The sequence below is a fragment of the Streptomyces sp. TAA204 genome (assembly GCF_000424965.1).
The window spans coordinates 116256-139842 of record NZ_KE384281.1 but is presented as its reverse complement, the minus strand read 5'-3'; the positions used below and the strand labels follow the sequence as shown (position 1 = coordinate 139842).

24 protein-coding genes and 2 pseudogenes are annotated in these 23587 nt (G+C 70.8%); 18 read left to right on the top strand and 8 right to left on the bottom strand.

The window, feature by feature from the left end; translation table 11 throughout:
- Window positions 1–11 precede the first annotated feature (11 nt).
- From H343_RS0125240 to yhfZ, 7 genes and pseudogenes are all read right to left on the bottom strand, one after another.
- Window positions 12–1178 carry an alanine racemase gene (locus H343_RS0125240; protein WP_028433391.1) on the bottom strand — a complete coding sequence of 389 codons (1167 nt, stop codon included), beginning with the start codon at window positions 1176–1178 and terminating at the stop codon, window positions 12–14.
- A gap of 2 nt (window positions 1179–1180) precedes the next feature.
- Window positions 1181–2314 (bottom strand): aminotransferase class V-fold PLP-dependent enzyme, encoded by a 1134-nt coding sequence (locus H343_RS0125235; protein ID WP_028433390.1) that lies wholly within the window; start codon window positions 2312–2314, stop codon window positions 1181–1183.
- A gap of 1 nt (window position 2315) precedes the next feature.
- On the bottom strand, window positions 2316–3299 hold the full coding sequence (locus tag H343_RS0125230; protein WP_051266011.1) for a phosphotriesterase family protein: 984 nt from the start codon (window positions 3297–3299) through the stop codon (window positions 2316–2318).
- Window positions 3300–3341: 42 nt separating this feature from the next.
- Window positions 3342–4616, bottom strand: a complete 1275-nt coding sequence (locus tag H343_RS0125225; RefSeq protein WP_486587057.1) for a YhfT family protein — start codon at window positions 4614–4616, stop codon at window positions 3342–3344.
- A 162-nt stretch (window positions 4617–4778) separates the two neighbouring features.
- Window positions 4779–5138, bottom strand: a complete 360-nt coding sequence (locus tag H343_RS0125220) for a DUF2620 domain-containing protein (protein ID WP_028433387.1) — start codon at window positions 5136–5138, stop codon at window positions 4779–4781.
- A gap of 95 nt (window positions 5139–5233) precedes the next feature.
- Window positions 5234–5602: pseudogene (locus H343_RS32820) on the bottom strand (PRD domain-containing protein); the annotation flags it as partial.
- Window positions 5603–5798: 196 nt separating this feature from the next.
- On the bottom strand, window positions 5799–6749 hold the full coding sequence (yhfZ, locus tag H343_RS0125210) for a GntR family transcriptional regulator YhfZ (protein ID WP_028433386.1): 951 nt from the start codon (window positions 6747–6749) through the stop codon (window positions 5799–5801).
- Window positions 6750–7042: 293 nt separating this feature from the next.
- On the opposite strand from yhfZ, the gene H343_RS0125205 reads away from it, so the two are divergent.
- From H343_RS0125205 to H343_RS0125130, 16 genes are all read left to right on the top strand, one after another.
- Window positions 7043–7675, top strand: coding sequence for a hypothetical protein (locus tag H343_RS0125205; protein WP_028433385.1), 633 nt, complete (start codon window positions 7043–7045; stop codon window positions 7673–7675).
- A 288-nt stretch (window positions 7676–7963) separates the two neighbouring features.
- Window positions 7964–8407: a 30S ribosomal protein S16 gene (gene rpsP / locus H343_RS0125200; protein WP_028433384.1), complete on the top strand. Its 444-nt coding sequence runs from the start codon at window positions 7964–7966 to the stop codon at window positions 8405–8407.
- Window positions 8408–8409: 2 nt separating this feature from the next.
- The gene (locus H343_RS0125195; protein ID WP_028433383.1) at window positions 8410–8649 is read left to right on the top strand and encodes an RNA-binding protein; all 240 of its coding nucleotides are present in this window, start codon (window positions 8410–8412) and stop codon (window positions 8647–8649) included.
- A 127-nt stretch (window positions 8650–8776) separates the two neighbouring features.
- Window positions 8777–9325 (top strand): ribosome maturation factor RimM, encoded by a 549-nt coding sequence (gene rimM / locus H343_RS0125190; protein ID WP_028433382.1) that lies wholly within the window; start codon window positions 8777–8779, stop codon window positions 9323–9325.
- On the top strand, window positions 9322–10206 hold the full coding sequence (gene trmD, locus H343_RS0125185) for a tRNA (guanosine(37)-N1)-methyltransferase TrmD (protein WP_028433381.1): 885 nt from the start codon (window positions 9322–9324) through the stop codon (window positions 10204–10206). Before rimM ends, trmD begins: the two co-directional genes overlap by 4 nt.
- Window positions 10207–10338: 132 nt before the next feature.
- Complete coding sequence (gene rplS, locus H343_RS0125180) at window positions 10339–10689, top strand: 50S ribosomal protein L19 (protein WP_028433380.1); 351 nt, start codon at window positions 10339–10341, stop codon at window positions 10687–10689.
- 43 nt (window positions 10690–10732) lie between these two features.
- The gene (lepB, locus tag H343_RS0125175; RefSeq protein ID WP_028433379.1) at window positions 10733–11455 is read left to right on the top strand and encodes a signal peptidase I; all 723 of its coding nucleotides are present in this window, start codon (window positions 10733–10735) and stop codon (window positions 11453–11455) included.
- Complete coding sequence (gene lepB / locus H343_RS32815) at window positions 11448–12848, top strand: signal peptidase I (RefSeq protein WP_486587041.1); 1401 nt, start codon at window positions 11448–11450, stop codon at window positions 12846–12848. The genes lepB (H343_RS0125175) and lepB (H343_RS32815) overlap by 8 nt, the downstream gene beginning before the upstream one ends.
- Complete coding sequence (gene lepB, locus H343_RS32810; protein ID WP_078506122.1) at window positions 12778–13770, top strand: signal peptidase I; 993 nt, start codon at window positions 12778–12780, stop codon at window positions 13768–13770. Before lepB (H343_RS32815) ends, lepB (H343_RS32810) begins: the two co-directional genes overlap by 71 nt.
- 76 nt (window positions 13771–13846) lie before the next feature.
- Complete coding sequence (gene lepB, locus H343_RS0125160; protein WP_028433378.1) at window positions 13847–14575, top strand: signal peptidase I; 729 nt, start codon at window positions 13847–13849, stop codon at window positions 14573–14575.
- Window positions 14576–14614: 39 nt separating this feature from the next.
- Entirely contained in the window at window positions 14615–14938 is a 324-nt protein-coding gene (locus H343_RS0125155; RefSeq protein ID WP_028433377.1) for a DUF2469 domain-containing protein, read from the top strand.
- Window positions 14939–15084: 146 nt separating this feature from the next.
- The gene (locus H343_RS0125150; protein WP_028433376.1) at window positions 15085–15468 is read left to right on the top strand and encodes a YraN family protein; all 384 of its coding nucleotides are present in this window, start codon (window positions 15085–15087) and stop codon (window positions 15466–15468) included.
- The gene (locus H343_RS0125145; protein WP_028433375.1) at window positions 15468–17120 is read left to right on the top strand and encodes a YifB family Mg chelatase-like AAA ATPase; all 1653 of its coding nucleotides are present in this window, start codon (window positions 15468–15470) and stop codon (window positions 17118–17120) included. Before H343_RS0125150 ends, H343_RS0125145 begins: the two co-directional genes overlap by 1 nt.
- On the top strand, window positions 17117–18427 hold the full coding sequence (gene dprA / locus H343_RS0125140; RefSeq protein WP_486587040.1) for a DNA-processing protein DprA: 1311 nt from the start codon (window positions 17117–17119) through the stop codon (window positions 18425–18427). The genes H343_RS0125145 and dprA overlap by 4 nt, the downstream gene beginning before the upstream one ends.
- A 270-nt stretch (window positions 18428–18697) precedes the next feature.
- Complete coding sequence (gene whiG, locus H343_RS0125135; protein ID WP_028433373.1) at window positions 18698–19546, top strand: RNA polymerase sigma factor WhiG; 849 nt, start codon at window positions 18698–18700, stop codon at window positions 19544–19546.
- A gap of 53 nt (window positions 19547–19599) precedes the next feature.
- Window positions 19600–20157 carry a TetR/AcrR family transcriptional regulator gene (locus H343_RS0125130; protein WP_028433372.1) on the top strand — a complete coding sequence of 186 codons (558 nt, stop codon included), beginning with the start codon at window positions 19600–19602 and terminating at the stop codon, window positions 20155–20157.
- 441 nt (window positions 20158–20598) lie between these two features.
- Here H343_RS0125130 and H343_RS34565 read toward each other — a convergent pair.
- Window positions 20599–21183: pseudogene (locus H343_RS34565) on the bottom strand (peptidoglycan DD-metalloendopeptidase family protein); the annotation flags it as partial.
- A 374-nt stretch (window positions 21184–21557) separates the two neighbouring features.
- Here H343_RS34565 and rpsB point away from each other — a divergent pair.
- Together rpsB and tsf are read left to right on the top strand one after the other, a co-directional pair.
- Entirely contained in the window at window positions 21558–22496 is a 939-nt protein-coding gene (gene rpsB, locus H343_RS0125125) for a 30S ribosomal protein S2 (protein WP_028433371.1), read from the top strand.
- Window positions 22497–22722: 226 nt separating this feature from the next.
- The gene (gene tsf, locus H343_RS0125120) at window positions 22723–23559 is read left to right on the top strand and encodes a translation elongation factor Ts (RefSeq protein ID WP_028433370.1); all 837 of its coding nucleotides are present in this window, start codon (window positions 22723–22725) and stop codon (window positions 23557–23559) included.
- Window positions 23560–23587 lie beyond the last annotated feature (28 nt).

Below are 23587 nucleotides of genomic sequence, written 5' to 3'. Positions count from 1 at the left end.
GTTCTCGCCTCTCAGAGCGCTCGGCCGAGCGCGTCGTGCAGTCCGGTCAGCTTCCCCGCGCCGGAGGACAGGCCGCTCACGACGGCGACGTTGCTGCGTGTGACGAACATCTGGGTGCGGAAGGCGAGTACGGCCGTGTCGCCGGCCCGCACCTCCGCCCCGTCCGGGCCCGGCGCCGACAGCAGCCGGTAGTAGTCGATGTTCTCGGCGGGCATCTCCTGCACGTGCAGACGCACACCGGCGCGGTGCAGCAGCGCGTCCTCGATGCGCGCACGCGGATAGAAGCCGCCTCCGTGCAGCGCAGGACGTCCGTCGGCGAGCGTGTGGGCGACTTCGGTGACGTAGACGTATCCGGGGCGCTCCGGCTGGTGCGGGTCCACTGCGTGCAGTGGCGTCGTCCCCGTCAGCGCGTGCCCGGGTTCGCCGTGCGTGGCGCCCAGTTCGGCCAGCAGCGGCAGCGTGGAGACCGAAGTGGCGCTCGGGGCGCTCAGCTTGAGACCGTCGTGCCCGCGGGCGGCCAGCAGGGCGCGCGCCTCGCGCAGCAGCGTGAACGTCGCGGTGGGACGCGGTTCGCCGGAGACCGGGTCGCACAGCAGGCAGGGGAAACCCGTCACACCGGCGATCCTTACGCCCGGCAGTGCCTCCGCCCGGGAGGCGAACGCGCCGAGCTCCTCCACCGGTACGCCGCCCTCCTGCCCGGGGTAGACCGCGTCGGGGGCGCCGGCGATCCGTACGAGGACGTCCTGCACGAAACCCTGCCGCTGCGCCTCCTGGGAGACGGCGCGCGCGTTGGCCGAGTCGAAGACGGTGACAGCCTCCGGACGCCAGGCGAGCATCTCCGGGAGCGCCCGCCGAGGGATCTGGACCAGATGCCCCAGGTTGCCCGCACGGGCGCCCGCGGCGCGCAGGGCACGCGCCTCCGGGGCGTCGATGGCGGCGAAGGCGGGCAGATGACGGGCGACCGCTTCGATCAGCTCCGGGTTGCGTCCGAACTGCTTGACCACGAACCACAGGGTCAGGCCGAGCTGCGCGGCCCGCTCGGCGAGCAGTTCCGCGTTCGCCTCGACGGCGTCGCGGTCGACGACGTAGGTGTCCGGAGGGATCGCGCCCTCGCGGTGCAGCTTGGCGGCCGCCTCGGCCAGCTCGGGGTTGCGGGCAAGGACGGTGTCGAGGAACAAGATCAGTCCTTCTGGACGTCGGTCAGGTCGTGCGCGGCGTACAGGTCCTCCAGAGCACGGCGCAGAATGTCCACCACGAGATCCGCACCGGCCCGCATGGGGTTGATCCGCACCGCCCAGTCCGCCAGAGAGGGCTCGTCCAGCAGGGAGGAGCCGGACATGCGGTAGAAGAGCGGGGCCACCTCGTATCGGGAGTTGGAGCCCACGGGGTAGGACGCCGCCCCGTGACGGCAGGCTGCCGCGGGCAGTTCACGGGCGACGGGATGCTCCAGGCGCACCAGCACACACCGGTCCTGCACGTTCGCCACGCGCACCTGGGCCACGCCGCGCACCTCGCCCGCGGCCAGCCGCTCCGCCACCTCGGCGCCGGTCCGCGACTGCAGCGCCCACATCACCGGTACGTGCGTGAGCGCCCGCAGCGCGTCCAGCGCCTGGTGGCCCTGGACCTGGCCGCCGCCCGAGTAGTTGTCGGCGTGCACCTGCCCGACGAGGCTCTGCGAGCCGACGACGGCGCCGACACCCTCGGGGCCGTGCAGCTTGAACAGTGAGAAGCAGGAGGCGTCCGCGCCCAGTTCGACGCCCGAGGCGGGCACACGCAAGGCGGTGTAGTTGTCGTCGACGATGGTGCGCACTCCCGCCGCGCGGCAGGCCGACAGCACTTCGCCGGGCTCGTAGGAATCGCCGAGGCGCTGCCGGCTGTGCTGGATGTACGCGTAGCGGAAGCGGCCGGACGCCAGCGCGGTTTCCAGCGACGCCCGGTCGTTGAAATCGGCCTCGGACGTGCGTACCCCCAGACCGCGCAGTGTGACCCCGGTGGTGCGGTAGACCGGCGCCCGGTGGATGAGCAGCGGCTCAGGCGCCGTCAGCGCCGCCCCCAGCGCGGAACGGATCGCGCCGGTGCCCGCTCCCTGCACCAGCGCCGCCGCCTCGGCGCCGAAGAAGTCGGCCAGTACGGCCTCCACCCGTGCCGTCGTACGGGGTCTGCCCAGCTCCGGCACCACGCCGGCGTCCGCTTCGAAGAGCTGCTGCCCCTCGAAGTGCCGCGCGGTGCACTCCAGCAGCCGGAACTGCCGCTGGGCCGCCTCCTCCAGGGAAACGGTGGCGAGCGGGAAGGTCCGCGGCAGATGCGGGTTCATCTCACGACTCCTCACAGGCGGCGCCCGTCAGGAAGCGCAGCGGATTCCGGCGGGTGAGCAGATCGATCAGGCCCTCGTCGGCGCCCTCCGCGCGGAGGCGGGGCAGGAAGGAGCGGAAGAGGTGTCCGTAGCCTCCGCCGCCCTCGCTGCGCAGATAGCCGAACCGGGAGACGTCACAGCTCAGCAGTACCCGGTCCGCGTGCCCCGCCTCCAGCAGCGCCAGCAGCAGCCGCAGCCGCGTCTCGTCGCTCTGGTAGCTCTCCTTGCCGACGGTGTCGAAGGCGACGTAGCAGCCGGCCGCCGCCAGCTCACGGTGCACCTCGGGGGCGTCGAGCAGGTCCTGGTGCCCGATGCTCACCCGGTGCGGCGCCAGCCCCTGCGCACCGAGCACCTCCAGCTGTGCGAGGCCGCCGCGTCCCAGCTGGGCGTGTGTGGCCAGCGACAGTCCGCTGGCCACCGCCGCGCGGGCGGCGGCGGTGAGCGTACGTACCTCGGGCTCGCTCGGCGACTCCCCGTGGCTGCCGACCTCGCCGATGACGCCGGGCCGTACGTGGGTCGAGTCGAGTCCGCCGCCGATCTCCCGGAGCAGCTTCTCCGCCAGCTCCCCGGCGTCCGTGCCCGCCACCTCACGAGGGTGGAACGGTTCGTAGTACCAGCCCGTCGCGGCGACGACGGCGACGCCCGAGCCGGCCGAGATCTCACGCAGCGCGCGGACGTCGCGGCCCATTCCGCGGCACGTCAGTTCGATGACCAGCGAGAGCCCGTACTCCTGGCGCAGCCCGGACAGCTCGGCCGTCACCTGCCCCCGGTGCGCCTGCCCGAGCACGGCCGCGGAGTCGCTCCCGCGTGTCAGGTCGAGGGCCAGATGCTCATGGGCGAGCACCGGTCCGTCCACCAGCGAGGGCGCGAGCAGACCGTCCACGGTGCGCACGTGGGGCGCGGCTGAGACCCCGGGCGGAGGCTGGGTTGCGTGCGGGTCGTGCATGTGCTGCTGCCTTTCCTGGCCGTGGGCCGGCGATCGTCCCGGTCAGCCCTTGACCGGGACGAACAGATCCAGCCAGTACAGGAGGTTGAGCAGCACACCGCCCACGAGCACGGCGGCCGGCGCGGCGGCCATCCGCACCACGACCCGTCCGCACGCCTCGTTGAGCAGGTAGAGGCCGCCCACGATGAGGATGCCGAGCCCGCCGCCCATCGTGTTGGCCGCCAGCAGCGACCCGAAAAGGATCGCCAGCCAGAGGCTCTCGCTGATCGCGTTGCGCAGATGCTCGGACGAGTCACGGACCGACGGCAGCCTGCCGAGCATCTTGCCGATCCAGGACAGCGCCAGTACCTCGACGGCGAAGACGGCCGCGCCGGCCAGCAGCGCCAGCCACGGACTCGGCAGCAGATAGCCGATCGGGTAGACGAAGGTGAAACCGGCGATGGCGTACGCGCCGGAGGCGAGCGCCGTCGTGGCGATCAGCGGGATGAAGCCGAAGACGCGGTAGAAGTCGACCTGCGCGGCGCCGGCGTAGTCGCCCTTCGCTATCAGGAAGCTCGTGGCCTCTCCGCCGCCGAAGACGTGCATCTGGGCGAGCAGACACACGCCCGCACCCAGCAGCATGAACAGCGGCAGATGACGGCGCAGCCGGGTGGCGCTCGCGCTGAAGAGGGAGAGCATCGGATCTTCGGCGGGCGCATCCTCCGGAGCGCTCCCCGCCTGCCCGCCCCCTGCGGCGTCCTTCGCGGCGCTCTCCGCGCGCGCCGCGCGCCGTGCCCGCATGTCCTTGGCTATCGCGAAACCGATCAGCATGACCACACCGACGGCCATGGCGGCGGCGCCCGGGAACACGTCGGGCCACAGCTTCATGGTCACGATCACGAGGGCGAGTTCCACCACCCCCGCTATTCCGCCGCGGAGTTTGCCGAACTGCCGGGTGATCGCGAGCACCGGGAAGAGCGTGAAGAGGAAGAGGATCGGCGTCGCCATCTGCTGCATGGCGGTCAGGAAGTCCACGGGCAGCTCGTGCGCGACGTCGTTGGCGCCGTTGAGCCCGAAGACGACCACCGCGCCCCAGGCGCCGCCCAGTACGGGAGCGATCCACTTCTTCGGCGAGAGGATGCCGAGCACGTCGGTCGGCAGGAACAGCAGCCAGGGGTTGAGCACCCCGGTCGACAGCGCCATCGGCGCCCCGAGTCCGAAGATGAAACCGGCCGAGAGCCCGAAGGAGACGGCCGTGGCGGCGTTGCGCGTGCTGCGCCCCTGGATGAAGTCGAGCATGAAGGGGCGCACGCCGTCGTTGAAGACGGCCAGCGCCATGTGGGATATGAGGGCGGTCAGCGCGCACAGGACGATGACAGTGATCTTCTGTGCCACGGAGAAGTCGAGGCTCTGGCTGCCCGCGCTCACCGCGCCGGCGAGAAGGGTGCTCACGGGTGCTGCTCCTTAAGTCCCTGGAGGGCGCCGTCGGGCGCCGTGGGGTCAGGCGGTACGGGCTGCGATGGCGTGCGCGATCACAGGTGTGGCGGCGGAGATCTGGTCCATGCCGAAGCCGAAGACCTTCTTGCCGCTCGCGAGCAGTTCGGTGACTTCCTGCTCCGTGGGGATGCCACGCCCGAAGGTGTGACATGTGCCGCTGCCCAGGACGCCGAGCAGCACGCCCAGGGAGGCACCCGCGCCGGTGTGGCAGGTGCCCAGGTAGTAGTCGGCCTGCCCGGCGCGCAGTTGCATCGCCGCCTCCATGTCGTTGGAGACGGTGACCTCGAGGCCGTCGATGGCCAGTTCGGCGAGGACTTCGGCCACTTGGGCCTTGCCGACTCCGCCGGTGAGGATTCTCGTCACGGCTGGTCTCCCTTCTTCCGCGCGCCGGTGTCCTCCGCGGGTCCGGTCCCGCTTCCGGTTCCGGTGGCCGGTACGGCGCGCACTGCTGTGCCGATGGGTGAACGCTGGTCCAGCACGGCCAGATGCATCGCCAGGAAGTTGATCTCGGAGCGGGGAAGGGGGGCGCCGAGAGTGCTCCGGGCACGTCCTGCGATCTGCTGCGCCCGCCCGACGGCCTCCGGCCGCTGCGCCAGTTCCGCCTCGACGCTCTCGTCCGACGGGAACTCCTCGAGGGCCTCACCGTTCACGAGCCTGGTGAGCGCCATCATCAGATGGCTGGTGAGCATGCCCGCCGTCTCCTCGGTGACGGAACGGCCCCCCGCGGCCAGGTCCTCCAGCTCACTCCGGACGAACTCGGCGACGTCCGGGCGTACTTGGCCGGTTTCTCGGAACAGCTGGATCCGGAGGGCCAGTTTCTCCTCCATATGCGTGTCCTTCCGCGGCGCGAGCAGCTGGAACGACAATAATCAGGATTCTGCTTTTTGAGGAACCCCCGATGCCCGGCTTTCTTGCTCGGGGCGTCCCCGGGGCGCTCCGGGGACGCGCACGGGCAGACGGCCGAGCGGCCCGGACAGCGCGCGGAACGCTGCCCGTACAGCGCGCGGACGGGCCCGGCCGGCGTCAGTACAGCGGCACGCGCTCGCCCCTGAGCACCTCGTTCTGCAGCTTGGTGACGAGCCCGAAGTCCAGCGAGGAGCGCACCGCTTCGAGCGCGCCGGGCCGCGCCGTCCCCCCGTCGGTGCGTCCGATCAGAGCGGCGCTGGAGTTGCGTGAGGCGATCTCACGGGTGATCTCCTCGCTCAGCGGCATGGCCTCCACGTCCGGGCCGAGATGGTCGCTCACCTCGTCCAGGTTCCACACCGTCGCGTCCACGCGGTCGCGTGCGAAGAGATCGCGCAGCTGCATGTAGGACGACTCCACCCATTTCACGTCGTCCCGCCCCGCGAACGCCCGCGCGGCCAGCATCCGCAGGTCCTCGGAGGAGGAGTCCACGGCGACGCGCAGGCCCTTCGACTCCATTGCGACACCGCGGCGCAGCAGCAGTCCGTGCGAGCCCACGTAGGTACCCGGCCCCAGGTCCGCGACCAGTTCCACGGGACGGTCAGGGACGAGCCGGTCGGCGGCCAGCCGCGAGAGGACCACGAGGTCGGCCTTGCCTTCCAGCAGGGCGCCGAGGCGGGTGGCCGCGCCGCGCATGAAGGTGATGGCGAAGGGGGCTCCCGCCTCCTCGAAGGCGGCTCTGAGTCCGGTGGCGAGCCCCTCGTAGCGGCGCGAGTACGGCAGCGGCATCGCGGCGAGTAGGGTGCCGAGACCGGCCAGCCGCCACAGTACGGCGCGGTCGGCCCGGACCAGGAACGTACCGAGGTGGCCACGTGCCCTGGTCTCGACGGCGCCCGCTTCCTCCAGCAGCTGCAATCCGGCCTGGACGGTGCCGTTGCCCACTTTCAGCTCGCCGGCGAAGTCGCGCAGCCGGGGCAGACGGGTGTCGGTGTCGTGGTGCAGCAGCAGCGCGGCCAGTTGCCGGGCTGCCATGCCGTTGCGGGTGAGGAAGCGCTCGTCAGCGCTGTTGATCATGCGAGGATAATATCCAGAATCCCGGATATTGCCAACGTTCCGGAGGATACCCCGGTGAATGCGACTCCTGGGGATGTCGGTATGGTCGTCCGGGTGTACATGTACCGATCGGCACCGAGCGGGCCTAACCGGAGGTTCGCCCGGCTTGGGTCGACTGAGGGCGCATTCTTCGCAGTTCCGCGCCCTCGTCCCCTCTGTGCGGACCTCGGCGTCGACTGACCGGTACGTGCAAAATATTTACGTTGCCCCCAAATCGGAACACTGAGGCGGTCCGACTCGTTGAGCACGACGTGAGCACGACACCACCAGTCCTCGCAGCCGAGCTGGCAGCATCGTGGGCCGACATTCAAAGGCACCACCCTGAACTGCCGGATCTCGCCGCCCCCGAATCGCTGATCGGAGAGTCGTCGTCCGCCTGCGGCAGCGGCCTCTCCTTCGAACGGCTCCTGCACGAGGCCGTACACGGAATCGCCGCCGCGCGCGGCATCCGCGACACCTCCCGTGCGGGCCGCTACCACAACCGCAGATTCCTGGCCATCGCCGAGGAGTTGGGCCTGGTCCATCCCGAAGAGCCGCATCCGAGCAGCGGTTTCTCGCTCGTGACCCCCTCACCGGGGACGAGACGGCGCTACCGTCCGACGATCGAGCGCCTGCAGCGTGCGCTGAAGGCGTACAGCGCCGCCACGGAGACGGACACCGGAAAGAGCTTCCGCGGTCCGGCCGCGCGTCACGGTTCGTCCGGCGGAGGCGTGCGCGTCAAGGCTGTCTGCGACTGCGGACGCAACGTGCGCGTGGTTCCGTCCGTGCTGGCGCAGGCCCCGATCATGTGCGGTGCGTGCGGCAAGCCGTTCCGCATCCCCGATCCGGCCACCGACCCGGCACTCGCGATCGAGCGTGTGGAGGCGGTCGCCGGCGTCGGATGAGCCATGAGCCACGCGGCGGGCACCGGACGGCACGGGGGCGGGCGTTCTTCGCCCGTCCCCGAGTCATGCTCGGGCGGGCCGCTGTGAGCGTGCCCGGCCGCCGCGCATGCGGCCGGGAGGCACGTTCGGCCGACCGGGGCACGTGTGGCATCATGGTCCGCTGTACTCGACAGTCGCACAGGACCCCTCTCTCCTCCGACTGACGCGTCCATCGGACATACGGGTACCGCAACCCCACGTGGCCACCCGTCGTGTCCACCCACGTCAAGACCAGGAGACACCACACAAGTGGCAGTCAAGATCAAGCTGAAGCGACTGGGCAAGATCCGTTCGCCGCACTACCGCATCATTGTGGCCGACTCGCGCACGCGCCGTGACGGCCGTGCCATCGAGGAGATCGGGCTCTACCACCCGGTGCAGAACCCCTCGCGCATTGAGGTCGACTCGGAGCGCGTCCAGTACTGGCTGGGTGTCGGCGCGCAGCCGACCGAGCCCGTCGCGGCCATCCTCAAGGTCACCGGTGACTGGCAGAAGTTCAAGGGCCTCCCGGCCCCCGAGCCGATGAAGGTCGCCGAGCCCAAGGCCGACAGGAAGGCCCTCTTCGAGGCCGCGGCCAAGGAGTCGGCGGACGAGCCCAAGGGTGAGGCGATCACCCCGAAGGCGAAGAAGGCCGACAAGAAGGCGGACGAGGCGGACAAGGCCGAGTCCTCCGCCGAATCGACCGGGGCCTGAGCATGCTCGAGGAGGCCCTCGAGCATTTGGTGAAGGGCATCGTCGACAATCCCGACGAGGTGCAGGTGGCTTCGCGCACCCTGCGCCGTGGCCGGGTGCTGGAGGTCCGCGTCCACCCGGACGACCTCGGCAAGGTCATCGGCCGCAGCGGCCGCACGGCGCGCGCCCTGCGCACCGTCGTGAGCGCCCTCGGCGGGCGGGGTGTCCGCGTCGACCTCGTCGACGTGGACCAGGTCCGCTGAGCCGCGCGCAGCACCACCGGCACGGGCCGGGGACGGCAGCGACCGTCTCCGGCCCGTGTTCGCGTACGGGCACCCCGGCGCGGCGGCCGGCAGGGTTCCAACGGACAGGTCGAGCACGGAGAAACAGGTGCAGCTAGTCGTCGCACGTATCGGCCGGGCCCATGGCATCAAGGGCGAAGTCACCGTGGAAGTGCGCACGGACGAGCCGGAGTTGCGGCTCGCTCCGGGCGCCGTGCTGGCCACCGACCCGCCCTCTCCCGGACCGCTGACGATCGAGCGGGGCCGTGTCCACAGCGGCCGCCTGCTGCTGCGCTTCGAGGGGGTACGGGACCGGGGCGCGGCGGAGGCCCTGCGCAACACCCTGCTCATCGCCGAGGTGGACCCGGAGGAGCAGCCGGAGGACCCCGAGGAGTTCTACGACCACCAGCTGATCGACCTCGACGTGGTCACCCGCGAGGGCGCGGACGTCGGCCGGGTCGAGGAGGTGGCTCACCCGCCGGGGCACGACCTCCTCGTGGTCAGGCGGGAGAACGGCGCCGAGGCGCTCATTCCGTTCGTGGCCGAGATCGTCCCGGAGATCGACCTTCCGGGCGGGCGGATCGTCGTCGACCCGCCGCCCGGCCTGCTGGAGGAGATGCCGCCGAAGGACGGCCCTCCGAAGGACGGCGCACCGTGAGGATCGATGTCGTCACGATCTTCCCGGAGTATCTGGAGCCGCTGAACGTCTCCCTCGTCGGCAAGGCCCGTGCCCGGGGCCTGCTGGACGTCCGCGTGCACGACCTGCGCCACTGGACGCACGACCGGCACCACACCGTCGACGACACCCCCTACGGCGGCGGTCCGGGCATGGTCATGAAGCCGGAACCGTGGGGCGAGGCGCTCGACGAGATCATCGCCGCCGGGGGCACCGGCCACGGACCGGAGGCGGCCGGTCTCCCGGGGGCCGCGCAGCCCGGGGAGGAGGCCGCGCCGGCGGCGGACGCGGCGCCCGTGCTGGTGGTGCCCACCCCCAGCGGCCGTCCCTTCGACCAGGAACTGGCCGTCGAACTGGCCTCCAGGCCGTGGCTCGTCTTCACTCCCGCCCGGTACGAGGGCATCGACCGCCGCGTCATCGAGGAGTACGCCGGGCGGCTGGACGTGCGCGAGGTCTCGATCGGCGACTACGTGCTGGCCGGCGGGGAAGCGCCCGTGCTGGTGATGGTCGAGGCGGTCGCGCGGCTCCTGCCGGGGGTGCTCGGCAACGCCGAGTCGCACCGCGACGACTCCTTCTCCGCGGGAGCGATGGCGGACCTGCTGGAGGGGCCGGTCTACACGAAGCCCCCCCTGTGGCGGGAACGCGGCATTCCGGATGTTCTGCTCAGCGGGCACCACGGCCGTGTCGCCCGCTGGCGCAGGGACCAGGCGCTCGCCCGTACGAGTGCCAACCGCCCCGATCTCATCGCGAGATGTGATCCCGGGGCGCTGGACGGGCACGACCGCGCGACGCTGGAGGAGCTGGGCTGGCGGCAGGGCGAGGACGGCCGATTTTGGCCGCCGGGGAAGCGCGTGGAAGAATAGGCGGCTGCTCCACACCCGGCGCGCGACCCTGCCACAGGGGGACAGCCGCCCGCACGGATGTGGCCGCTCCCCAGTCAGCATCACGATCATTCCGCTGATGACCTGTGGCATCAGCGAGGAAAGCAGACGGTCATGTCTCAGCTTCTCGACCAGGTCGACGCCGGTTCGCTGCGCGACAACGTTCCGGCCTTCCGTCCCGGTGACACGGTCAACGTCCACGTGCGCGTCATCGAGGGCAGCCGCTCCCGTGTCCAGCAGTTCAAGGGCGTCGTCATCCGCCGTCAGGGCGGTGGCGTCCGCGAGACCTTCACCGTCCGCAAGGTCAGCTTCGGTGTCGGCGTGGAGCGCACCTTCCCCGTGCACACCCCGATCGTGGAGAAGATCGAGGTCGTGACCCGCGGTGACGTCCGCCGCGCCAAGCTCTACTACCTGCGTCAGCTCCGCGGCAAGGCCGCCAAGATCAAGGAGAAGCGCGAAAACTGATCGCGCTGTAGGCGTTCCGTCCGGCGGCTAGGCTTGCTGCCCGATGAGCACCGACGCACAGCAGTACGACGAAGCGGAGCGCGACCGCGCCTCAAGCACCGCGAACGCGGTGCGGAGACGCTGGTCGCGCTCCGCTCGGCTGTGTACGGGCCTCGCGTCGCTGCTCGGGGTCCTCTTGCTGGTCAGCGTCTTCGTGGTGCAGCCTTTTCTGATTCCGTCCTCATCGATGACTCCCACGTTGAAGGTCGGTGACCGGGTACTGGTCAACAAGCTGGCCTACCGGACCGGCAACTCTCCGGGGCGCGGAGACGTTGTGGTCTTCGACGGCAGGGAATCCTTCGTGAACGAGGAGGGGGCGGACGGGAATCCGGTGACCGGTCTCCTGCGCGAGGCCGGCGCCGCGGCCGGTCTGGTGAGACCGTCCGAGACCGACTACGTCAAGCGTGTGATCGGCGTCGGCGGGGACCGAGTCCGTTGTTGCGACAAGAGCGGAAGAATCGAGGTGAACGGTGAGCCGCTGGATGAGGGCTATCTGCACGACGGTGACGCTCCATCAGCAGTACCGTTCGACATCGAGGTTCCGCAAGGACGGTTGTGGATGATGGGTGACCACCGCTCCGACTCCAGTGACTCCCGGGACCACCTCGGTGACCCGGGCGGCGGCACCGTTCCCGTGGAGCGGGTGATCGGGCGTGCCGACGGAATCGCCTGGCCGATGGCACGCTGGGGATCGGTCCACAGCGCCGGGGCAGGTGCTCATGGCTGACCGTATGGGCCCCGTCCCACCGGGGCGTCACCAGGGTCAGGGGGGAGCCCGGCCTCCGGGCGCGGGCGGGCAGGGCCGTTACGACTACGGCGTACCGAACGACGACGGGCCGTTCGTCCAGCAGGGCGCAGGCAACCGCTACGACGGCGCCAACGGCAACGGCGGCGGCTACGACGCCAACGGAGGCTGGGGCAACGGCTCGTCCGGCAACGGCGGTTATCCCGGCGGGTACGACTACAGCGAGCCCTTCGACTACTTCGGACGTTCCGCCGGCAGGGCGCCCGCGGTGATGAAGGCCCCCACACAGGCGCCGCCGAGCGATCTGCCCGTCTGGGAACCCGACGACAACTACTACACGGGCGAGACCCTGCAGTTGGGCGCGCTGTCCCTGACGGGGACCCTGCCCGGCCGGGAGAGCAGGGACGAGGCCCTCGGCATCCCGTCGGGCCCCAGTGAGGGACGAGCCGTACGCCGGCGTGCGGCGAGGAGGGCCAAGCGCCGCCGGAGGCTGTCCATAACCAAGGAGATACCGATCCTCGTCGGTGTCGCCCTGTTCATCGCGCTGGTGCTCAAGACCTTCCTCGTCCAGGCGTTCGTAATTCCTTCGGGTTCGATGGAGCAGACGATCCGCGTCGGCGACCGGGTGCTGGTCGACAAGCTGACGCCGTGGTTCGGTTCGAAGCCCGAGCGGGGCGACGTGGTCGTCTTCAAGGATCCGGGCGGCTGGCTGCCGGAGAGTGAGAAGCGGAAGGACGATCCCCCGGGGGTCAGGCAGGGCAAGCAGTTCATGACGTTCATCGGACTGCTGCCCTCGGACGACGAGCAGGATCTGATCAAACGCGTCGTCGGAATGGGCGGCGACAACGTCAAGTGCTGCGACAAGCAAGGCAAGGTGACGGTCAACGGCAAGCCCGTCGAGGAGCCGTACGTCTTCCCGGGCAACAAGCCTTCGCAGATCAAGTTCGACGTCACGGTGCCGGTCGGCCGTGTGTTCGTCCTGGGGGATCACCGCTCCAGCTCCGCCGACTCCCGCTTCCATCTGCGCGACAAGGGTGACGGGAGCGTCCCGGAGGAGCTTCTGGTGGGACGCGCGGTGGTCATCGCATGGCCGTTCGACCACTGGACGAAGCTGGAGGACGCGGGGGCGTACTCCTCGGTCCCTGCCGCCCGGGGCTCGGCTTCGGCGGCACCGGCCGCGGGTGACAGCCAAGTGACGCAATCCCCGATCCCTGCGGAACTCCCGCTCGTTATGGGAGTGGTGGGCCTGTCCCGGCTGTCGGGCGGGCGGCAGTGGACTGTGGTGAGGAGTGAATGTGGGGGACCTGGCGGTCGGCGCTCGTTCCGGTTCCGGCGACGGCGATGGCGAAGAGGGAGCGGACGGCAGACGTCCTGACGTATCCGAACCCGGACCTGAGGAACAGAACGCGGCGCGTGACGCGCCGGCCGTGGAGAGAGGCAGTGACATCAGCGTGAGGGCGGGTGCCGAGGAAGGCACCAGAAGCGAGCACGAGCAGCGGAACGACCGGGGGAAGCAGCGGTCATTCCTGAGGGAACTGCCCTTGTTGATCGGCATCGCGCTGGTCCTGGCACTGCTGATCAAGACGTTCCTGGTCCAGGCGTTCTCGATCCCCTCGAACTCGATGCAGAACACGCTGCAGATCGGGGACCGCGTACTCGTCGACAAGCTGACCCCGTGGTTCGGCTCCGAGCCGGACCGCGGCGAAGTCGTCGTCTTCCACGACCCGGGCGGCTGGTTGAGCGAGTCGCCGGTGCCCGAGCCGACGGGTGTGGGCGGCGCGGTTCAGCAGGCGTTCAGCTTCATCGGTCTGATGCCGTCCGCGGCGGAGCAGGACCTGATCAAGCGTGTCATCGCCGTCGGCGGCGACACCGTGAAGTGCGAGCGCGGCGGCTCGGTCGAGGTCAACGGCACGGAGCTGAAGGAGCCGTACATCTTCCCGGGGAACACCGCGTGTGACGACAAGCCCTTCGGCCCGGTGAAGATTCCCGAGGGACGGCTGTGGGTGATGGGCGACCACCGCCAGGACTCCCTCGACTCCCGCTTCCACCAGAAGCTCAAGGGCGGCGGCACGATCCCCACGGACCAGGTCGTGGGCCGCGCGATCGTCGTCGCCTGGCCACTGGACCGCTGGTCGGGTCTGCCCGTTCCGGACAGCTTCGACGAGAAGGGGCTGGCGGCCAAGGCCGCGGGAGGCGCTCCCGCGGTCCTCGGGCTGGCCGGCGCTGTGCCGCTCGTCCTGTGGCGGCGCAGGCGGCTGATCCACGATGTGATCAACGAGCCGTCGGTCAAGGACTGACATCCCCGTACCCGCGGCTCGTACCCCGGGTAAGGTGCGCCCAGATCGATGCGGCGAGCTGACCGGGAGTGCGGCGATGGGCAAGGCGGGACGTACGGGCACAAGGCGCGGCCGCCTCGGGCATACGCTCTCGGGGCTGGCCGTCGCTGTCGGTTGCGTGCTCTTCCTCGGGGGCTTCGTCTGGAGCGCCCTGCTGTACCAGCCCTACGCCGTGCCGACCGACTCGATGGACCCGACCGTCAAGGCGGGTGACCGGGTGCTGGCGGAGCGGATAGACGGCGACGAGGTGCACCGCGGCGACGTCGTCGTCTTCCAGGACTCCGTCTGGGGCTCGGTGCCGATCGTCAAGCGTGTGGTGGGCACCGGCGGCGACAGGGTGGCCTGCTGCGACAAGCAGGGCAGGCTCTCCGTCAGCGGCAAGACCCTCGACGAGCCGTATCTCAAGGAGAGCGGACCGGACTCCCAGCCTCCGTTCAAGGCGACGACAGTGCCCGAGGGCAGGCTCTTCCTGCTGGGCGACCACCGAGCGGACTCGCTCGACTCCCGTGTGCACCTGGACGACGGCGACCACGGCGCCGTCCCCCGCTCCGCTGTGAACGCTCGTGTGGACGCCGTCGCCTGGCCCATGAGCGGCCTGGGGATGCTGAACCGGCCGCCGGGCTTCACGGCCCTGCCCGGCGGTACGTCCGAACCGGGACCGCTGGGACCGCTGCTGACCTCGATCGTCGTGGGAGCGCTGCTGATCCTGGGCGGTGCGGCGTACGGACCGATAGCGCGGCGGGCCGGACGAGGCGCTCGCGGCTGACGCACAATGGGGGGACGCACGGCTGAAGGGGAACATGCCATGAGCGCCGAGGACCTCGAGAAGTACGAGACCGAGATGGAGCTGAAGCTCTACCGGGAGTACCGGGATGTCGTCGGTCTCTTCAAGTACGTGATCGAGACGGAGCGGCGCTTCTACCTCACCAACGACTACGAGATGCAGGTGCACTCGGTGCAGGGTGAGGTCTTCTTCGAGGTCTCGATGGCCGACGCGTGGGTGTGGGACATGTACCGGCCGGCCCGTTTCGTCAAGCAGGTACGGGTACTGACGTTCAAGGACGTGAACATCGAGGAGCTCAACAAGAGCGATCTCGATCTCCCGGAGGGGACCGGCTTCAAGGGCTGAGCATGCGCCTGTCGGTCCCGCCCCGCTACCCCTTCACTCGGGCGAGTGAGGGGGTTTTGCACAGCCCATCGGTTGTCCCCTGAAATCCAGCATGATCACCCGTTGACTCCCGCTTCCGTCACAGTCGGTGACCGGAGGTGGTGCGGATGAGCGCCCGGAAGGCGATCGGCCGGTACGGCGAGGACGTGGCGGCCCGAAGGCTGCGTGAAGCGGGCATGGCGGTACTGGAGCGCAACTGGCGCTGTGCCGAGGGGGAGCTGGACATCGTCGCCCGGGACCGCGACGCCCTGGTGATCTGCGAGGTCAAGACGCGGCGCACGGGGCGCGGAGCGATGTTCGAGCACCCCATGGCGGCGGTTACCCCCGTGAAGTCGGCAAGACTGCGGCGGCTGGCCTCACGCTGGCTCACGGAGCGGTGGCTGACCCGGTACGGGAAGCCGCCTCACGGCGGGGTGCGGATCGATCTCGTCGGGGTGATGCTGCCCGACCGGGGCGCCCCCCTGGTGCAGCACGCGCGGGGGGTGGCCTGATGGGGTTCGCCCGTACGTGCTCGGTCGCCCTCGTCGGGGTGGAAGGCGTCCTCGTCGAGGTCCAGGCCGACCTGGAGCCCGGCGTCGCGGCGTTCACGCTGGTGGGGCTGCCCGACAAGAGCCTCACCGAGAGCCGTGACCGGGTCCGGGCCGCGGTGGTCAACTCGGGCGCCGACTGGCCGCAGAAGAAGCTCACTGTCGGGCTGAGTCCCGCGGCGGTGCCCAAGAGCGGCAGCGGATTCGATCTCGCTGTGGCATGTGCCGTCCTCGGAGCGGCGGAACGCATCGACCCCCGGGCCCTGACCGGCCTGATGATGATCGGCGAGCTGGGGCTGGACGGACGGGTGCGCCCGGTGCGCGGGGTGCTCCCCGCGGTGCTGGCCGCCGCCGACGCGGGCTTCTCACAGGTCGTCGTGGCCGAGGAGGCGGTGCCGGAGGCTTCGCTGGTGCCTGACGTGTCGGTTCTCGGCGTGCGCAGCCTGCGGCAGCTTGTCGCGCTGCTCGCGGACGAACCGGTGCCGGAGGAGGAGGCCGCCCCGTCGCCGTACGGCCTCTCGTCCGAGACGCGGGGCCCGGACAGTCCGTCCAGATGCCCGGGAGGACTCGCCGTGCCCGGCGGGGGATGGGGCCCGGGGCCCGGGAGGCGCTCCGCACGGCCCGTGGACATGGCGGATGTCGCCGGTCAGCAGACTGCGCGCAGGGCCCTGGAGGTCGCGGCCGCGGGGCGGCACCACATTTTCTTCACCGGGCCGCCCGGCGCCGGGAAAACGATGCTCGCGGAGCGTCTCCCCGGGCTGCTGCCGCCGCTGACCTCGCAGGAGTCGCTCGAGGTGACGGCCGTGCACTCGGTCGCGGGGGAACTGCCCTCCGGACAGCCGCTGGTGACGCGTCCGCCGTACTGCGCACCGCACCACTCGGCGACGATGGCGTCGCTGGTGGGCGGCGGTTCGGGGCTGCCCCGTCCGGGCGCGGTATCCCTCGCCCACAACGGCGTGCTGTTCCTGGACGAGGCCGCCGAGTGCGGCGGCCGGGTGCTCGACGCGATGCGTCAGCCGCTGGAGTCCGGTCAGGTCGTGGTGGCGCGGGCCTCGGGGACCATGCGCATGCCGGCGCGCTTCCTCCTCGTCCTCGCTGCCAATCCGTGCCCCTGCGGACGGCACGGGATGAACGGCGGAGGATGCGAGTGCCGGCCCTCGTCCATCAGGCGCTACCGCGCGAGGCTGTCCGGGCCGCTGATGGACCGTGTCGACCTCCGGGTCCCCGTCAAACCCCTCTCCCGGTCCGAGCTCGCCGGGCTGCCCGGCGGCGCCGAGCCCACTGCGGTGATCGCCCAGCGCGTGCTCGCGGCGCGCGGGCGAGCCGCCGAGCGGTACACGGAGACTCCCTGGACGGCCAACAGCGACGTTCCCGGCCATGAGCTGCGCACGCGCTGGCCTCCCGAGCCCGGAGCGCTGAGCAGGGCGGAGGAGGACATGGAACTGGGCCTGCTGACGGCCCGCGGAATGGACCGCGTGCTGCGCGTCGCGTGGACAGTCGCGGACCTGGCCGGGCACGACCGGCCCACAGCCGAGGACGTCGACTGGGCCCTGGAACTGCGAACCGGGATCCGGCGCGGTGCGAGGCTGCCTGCGGGGCCCGGGGCGGGGGCATGAGCCGCGAGGGCGAGAGCCGCCGGGAACGCACGCGGCACCCGGGTGCTCCCCGCGCGGCGGACGGCACGGACGGTGCGGATCACATGGCCGACGTGGACGGCACGGACGGTCCCGCGGGCAGCTCGGCGGGAGCCGGGGGAGGGCCGCAGGAGAGCCAGGGGCGCGGCGCCGGCACTGACGAGAGGCTCGCCCGCGTCGCTCTGACCCGGATCGTCGAGCCGGGCGACGAGAGGGCGGGCCGATGGCTGAGGGCGTACGGAGCGCAGGAGGTGCTGCGGGCACTGCGCGGAAACGGGGCGCCCCTCCCCGGCGCGGACGAGCGACGCTGGGCCGGTCTGCGCTCACGCACCGGAAGAGCCCGGCCCGAGGCGGACCTGGCAGCCGTCGACGCGGCGGGTGGCCGCTTCCTGTGCCCGGGCGACCGGGAATGGCCAGGACAGCTCGATGCCCTCGGTGCCACCAGACCGGTCGGACTCTGGGTGCGCGGTGCGGCGGATCTGCGCTTCTGGGCGCTGCGCTCCGTGGCGGTCGTCGGCGCCAGGGCATGTACGGAGTACGGCGTGCACGTGGCGTCCGTCCTCGGTGCCGGGCTGGCGGAGCGGGGCTGGAGTGTGGTCTCCGGCGCGGCCTACGGCATCGACGGTGCCGCGCACCGGGGTGCGCTTGCCGCCGGCGGTGCAACGGTGGGGGTGCTGGCGTGCGGGGTGGACGTGGCGTACCCGCCCGGCCATGCCGAACTCATCCGGCGCGTCGGCGAACAGGGCCTGCTCGTGGCCGAGTTGCCGCCGGGCGACCATCCGACACGGAGCCGCTTCGTGCTCCGCAACAGGGTGATCGCCGCCCTCACCCGCGGCACCGTCGTCGTGGAGGCGGCGCTGCGCAGCGGCTCCCTCTCGACGGCCCGGCACGCTCGGCGGCTGGGCAGGTTCGTGATGGGCGTGCCCGGGCCGGTCACCTCGGGACTGTCGGCGGGAGTACACGAACTCCTGCGCGAGGAGGGCAGCGTGGTCACGGACGCCGCCGAAGTGATCGAACTGGTCGGGAGGATCGGTGAACTGGCGCCCCAGCGGCGCGGCCCTGCCATCCCCCGCGACGTGCTCCCGGGTGAGGCGGCGCTCGTCCTCGACGCACTGCCCGGCCGCGGCACGGCCGACCCGGCACAGCTGGCGCTGTCCGTCGGCGTCACCGCCGAGGTCGCACTGGTGCGGCTCAAGGAGCTGCACGCGCTCGGCTTCGTCGAACGCCGTGGCAGCCGCTGGCAGTTGAGCAGGTCCGCCGCACCGGGGGGCGGGCACCCCATCGAGTGAAGAGCCGGTCCTTGACCTGCGGCTATCGAATGAAAGAGTGATCCGTATGCTCTGGTTTCGCCCCCTCCGGTACCGAACGCCGGTCTTGGGTTCGCTCGTCGGGGTAACTCCCCTGTGCGGGCAGCGGAACGTATCTGCGCATCCCGAAGGGCGTGCTCATCGCATATTGCGACTCCGTGATCACGCTACGCTCACGAAACCCATGGAAGAGGCATCCGGTCACGCTGCCTCCGCGTGACGACTACTCAGCAGAACGGCTCAAGGCGACGAATGCCCCAGCACATCCCCGGGACTGACCGCGCGGCCACGGCCGCGGCGCCGGTCGCAGCCGAGAACACCGGGCACGGTGCCGACCACAGTCCGCTCGATGTGCTGTGGCGGTCCTACAAGGCCACGGGCGACGAGGGGCTGCGGGAACAGCTGATCCTGCACTACTCGCCCCTGGTGAAGTACGTCGCCGGACGGGTGAGCGTCGGACTTCCCTCCAACGTGGAGCAGGCCGACTTCGTCTCGTCCGGGATCTTCGGACTCATCGACGCCATCGAGAAGTTCGACCCCGAGCGATCCATCAAGTTCGAGACGTACGCGATCACACGCATCCGCGGCGCCATGATCGACGAACTGCGGGCCCTGGACTGGATTCCCCGGTCGGTACGCCAGAAGGCGCGGGCTGTGGAGCGTGCCTACGCTTCGCTGGAGGCGAGCTTGCGGCGCAGCCCCTCGGAGCCGGAGGTCGCGGCGGAGATGGGTATTCCGCTGGAGGAACTGCGGGGAGTCTTCAGCCAGTTGTCCCTGGCGAACGTCGTCGCGCTGGAGGAGGAACTGCTGCACGTCGGTGGCGAGGGCGGCGCGGGGCTCAGCCTGATGGACACCCTGGAGGACACGGCCGCTGACGATCCCGTCGAGGTCGCCGAGGGCCGCGAGATGCGACGGCTCCTTGCCAGGGCCATCAACACCCTTCCCGAACGCGAGAAGACGGTGGTCACCCTCTACTACTACGAGGGGCTGACCCTTGCCGAGATCGGGCAGGTGCTCGGCGTCACCGAGAGCAGGGTGAGCCAGATCCACACCAAGTCGGTGCTTCAACTTCGTGCCAAGCTGGCCGACGTCGGTCGCTGAACCGGTACCTCCGTCCGTATGGTGGAGCCGTGCCCAGGATTCGAGCGGCCTCGGTGGCCGAGCACCGGACCATGCAGCGCGCCTCCCTGCTGGACGCTGCCCGCGCACTGTTGTCCGAAGGCGGCACGGAAGCCCTGACCTTCCCCGCCCTCGCGCAGCGGACGGGGCTCGCGCGCTCCTCCGTCTATGAGTACTTCCGCTCCCGCGGCGCGGTCGTCGAGGAACTCTGCGCTGTTGACTTTCCCGTGTGGGCAGCCGAAGTGGAAGCGGCCATGGCCGAGGCCGGGTCGCCGGAAGGCCAGATCGAGGCTTACGTGCGCCGGCAGCTCGCGCTCGTCGGTGACCGGCGGCACCGTGCGGTCGTGGCGATCTCGGCGGGCGAACTGGACGCGGGCGCGCGGGAGAAGATCCGTGCCGCCCACGGCGGTCTCGTGGCCATGGTCGTCGAGGCGCTCGGTGCTCTGGGGCATGAACAGCCGCGCCTGGCCGCGATGCTGCTCCAGGGCGTGGTGGACGCGGCAGTCCGCCGCATCGAACTCGGCGCGGCCGAGACCCCGGAAGAGATCACGGAAGCCGCGGTCGGCATGGCCCTGCGCGGCGTCGGCACCTGACACCGGTACGCGTGCGGCTGGAGGGCGTGGACACCCCGGAGCCGGACAGTTCCCGGCTGTTGGCGGCGGGCCCCTCGGTGAAGTGCCGGGCCGTGCCAGCCTGCGGCGGGCGAACAGTGCCGCTCCCGTGAGCCCGACAGCCAGGCCGCCTCCGCCCACGCTGACCCCGGCCCCGCCGGAATGTCCGTGCTCCGCATGGGACCGCGACCCTCCCGTGCGGGCCGAGGGCCCCGTGTCCCCCGCTGGCGCCGCCCGTCCCGGTTCCGTCCCGGAGAGGGAGCCGGTGCGGGAGTGCGACGAGTCTTCGGGCACCGGGACCCCGAAGACGGGGAGCAGCCTGGAGGGGGCACCTCGCAGGAGGGCGTCCGGCAGCAGTGAGAGCGGGTCGAGATAGCGCTGGTCCCGCCGCGCACCCCAGTGCAGACACGCACCGGCGCAGTGGAACGGCCCGTCCGACACGGTGGCGATCCTCTCGCCCGCGTGTACCTCTTCCCCTTCGCTCACCGAGGGCCGCACCGGTTCGTAGGTGGTGCGGACGGGCGGATTGCCCGTACCCGACAGCTCGACCGACACCACGCCTCGCCCCGCCACCTTGCCCGAGAAGGAGACCCGGCCGTCCCCGACCGCGCGCACCGGTCTGCCCCGCCGTGCAGTGAGATCCACGCCGCGGTGTCCTGCCGCCCAGTCGCTGGGTGGCGGCTCCCAGCCGCGCTCCACGACCGGCCTCGCCGCACCCGTCCCACCCGTCACCGGCCAGACGCGGTCGCGCCCGACGGTCGGCGGGGACAGGCTCCGGGGCCCGTCCCCGCCGTCCGCACCGGCCTGAGCGCCTGCCGAGGTTCCGGAGGCTGCGGTCACTGCCGCCGGCCCGGTGGTGGGGAGGAGCAGCAGGCCGGCCACCGCACAGAGCAGCCCCAGCCGGAGCACCCGTACCCGTGCCTTCCGCCGTCTTCCCGATCCACCACGCGTCTTCCTCCGCCCAGCACCGGGAGCGGCTGCCCGGAACACCTCTTGTGCTGCTGCCATACGCACACCGTGGCGTCTCGGCACGGATGACGGGGATCATGGTGAACAACCGTGGACAACCAGAAAGTTGTGGACAAGGACGTCACCCGGGCGGGCGGCGCGGTGTGCCTGCCGAGTACGCCCCTGCCCGCGCGGCCCGCAGGCCGTCCCTGCGAGGGGGCCACGCGCCCGCAAGGTCCCGTACACTGCTGGTGGCGGTCCGGCCCACCGGACTGACTTCGCACGCCTCGCCACCCTCACCCGGTGGCCGCGCATCTCGGTCCCAGGAGGGCCCCTCAGGCACCTCCCGGGCACAGCGCGACCAGAGGCGTCAGGCAAGCGATGGCCGTCCTGGCTGTCGCTGACGACAACCGAGAAACTCAAGGAGAACGGCCATGGCCGTCGTCACGATGCGGGAGCTGCTGGAGAGCGGCGTCCACTTCGGGCACCAGACCCGCCGCTGGAACCCGAAGATGAAGCGCTTCATCTTCACCGAGCGCAATGGCATCTACATCATCGACCTGCTCCAGTCGCTGTCGTACATCGACCGCGCCTACGAGTTCGTCAAGGAGACCGTCGCGCACGGCGGCTCCATCATGTTCGTCGGCACGAAGAAGCAGGCCCAGGAGGCCATCGCCGAGCAGGCCACGCGCGTGGGCATGCCCTACGTGAACCAGCGCTGGCTGGGCGGCATGCTGACGAACTTCTCGACCGTCTACAAGCGGCTGCAGCGCCTGAAGGAACTGGAGCAGATCGACTTCGAGGACGTGGCCGCCTCCGGCCTCACCAAGAAGGAGCTGCTCGTTCTCTCCCGCGAGAAGGCGAAGCTGGAGAAGACGCTCGGCGGTATCCGCGAGATGCAGAAGGTGCCCAGCGCCGTGTGGATCGTGGACACCAAGAAGGAGCACATCGCCGTCGGCGAGGCGCGGAAGCTCAACATCCCGGTCGTCGCGATCCTGGACACCAACTGCGACCCGGACGAGGTCGACTACAAGATCCCGGGCAACGACGACGCGATCCGCTCCGTCACCCTGCTCACCCGCGTGATCGCCGACGCCGCGGCAGAGGGCCTCATCGCCCGCTCCGGTGCGGCCGAGGCCGCCAAGGGCGGGGACAAGGCCGCAGAGCCGCTCGCCGAGTGGGAGCGCGAGCTCCTGGAGGGTGAGAAGGAGAAGAGCACGGAAGCAGCCGCCGAGGCTCCCGAGGGCGAGGCCGCCGAGAGCAAGGCAGCCGACGCGACGCCGGCCGACGCGACGCCGGCCGACGCCGAGGCCAAGGCCGAGGAGAAGCCCGCCGAGGAAGCCGCCGAGCCGAAGGCCGCCGAGAACGCGTGACGTTCACCGGCCGGGGCGGGACGCAGCGTCCCGCCCCGGCCGGCGAACCGCCTCGACGGCCGTATGAGAAGAGACGTACGGACCGTGCTCCGCCTCACCGCGGCGGCCGACCGCACCGCGGCGGTGGAAGGCGTCTCATCCGGCCGCAGAGAGACCTCAACACGGACGAGCTCTGCCCCAGCGCCCACCGGCGCGGGGCGGAGCCTGGTCACAGAAGGAAACCACAATGGCGAACTACACCGCCGCCGACGTCAAGAAGCTCCGTGAGCTGACCGGCGCCGGCATGATGGACTGCAAGAAGGCGCTGGACGAGGCCGAGGGCAACGTCGACAAGGCCGTCGAGATCCTCCGTGTCAAGGGGCAGAAGGGCGTCGCCAAGCGCGAGAGCCGTACCGCCTCCAACGGCGCGGTCGTCGCGCGCATCTCCGACGACAACACCTCCGGTGTGCTGGTCGAGCTGAAGTGCGAGACGGACTTCGTCGCCAAGGGTGAGAAGTTCATCGCCGTCGCCGACTCCATCGCCGCGCACGTGGCCTCCTCCGGCCCGGCCGACACCGCCGCCCTGCTCGCCTCGGAGATCGAGCCGGGCAAGAGCGTCCAGGCGTACGTCGACGAGGCGAACGCGAACCTGGGCGAGAAGATCGTCCTGGACCGCTTCGCCCAGTACGCCGGCGGATTCGTCGCCTCCTACCTGCACCGCACCAGCCCGGACCTGCCCCCGCAGGTCGGTGTGCTGGTCGAGCTGGACAAGGAGAACGCCGAGGTCGCCAAGGACGTCGCGCAGCACATCGCCGCCTTCGGTCCGAAGTTCCTCTCCCGTGAGGACGTCCCGGCTGAGACGGTGGAGAACGAGCGCCGCATCGCCGAGGAGACCGCGCGCGAGGAGGGCAAGCCCGAGCAGGCGCTCCCCAAGATCGTCGAAGGCCGGGTCACGGGGTTCTTCAAGGAGAACTCGCTGCTGGACCAGCCCTTCGCGAAGGACAACAAGAAGACGGTCCAGAAGGTTCTGGACGAGGCGGGTGTCACGCTGAAGCACTTCGCCCGCTTCCGCGTAGGCGCCTGACGCCCCGACCCCGCATACGCACGCCGGT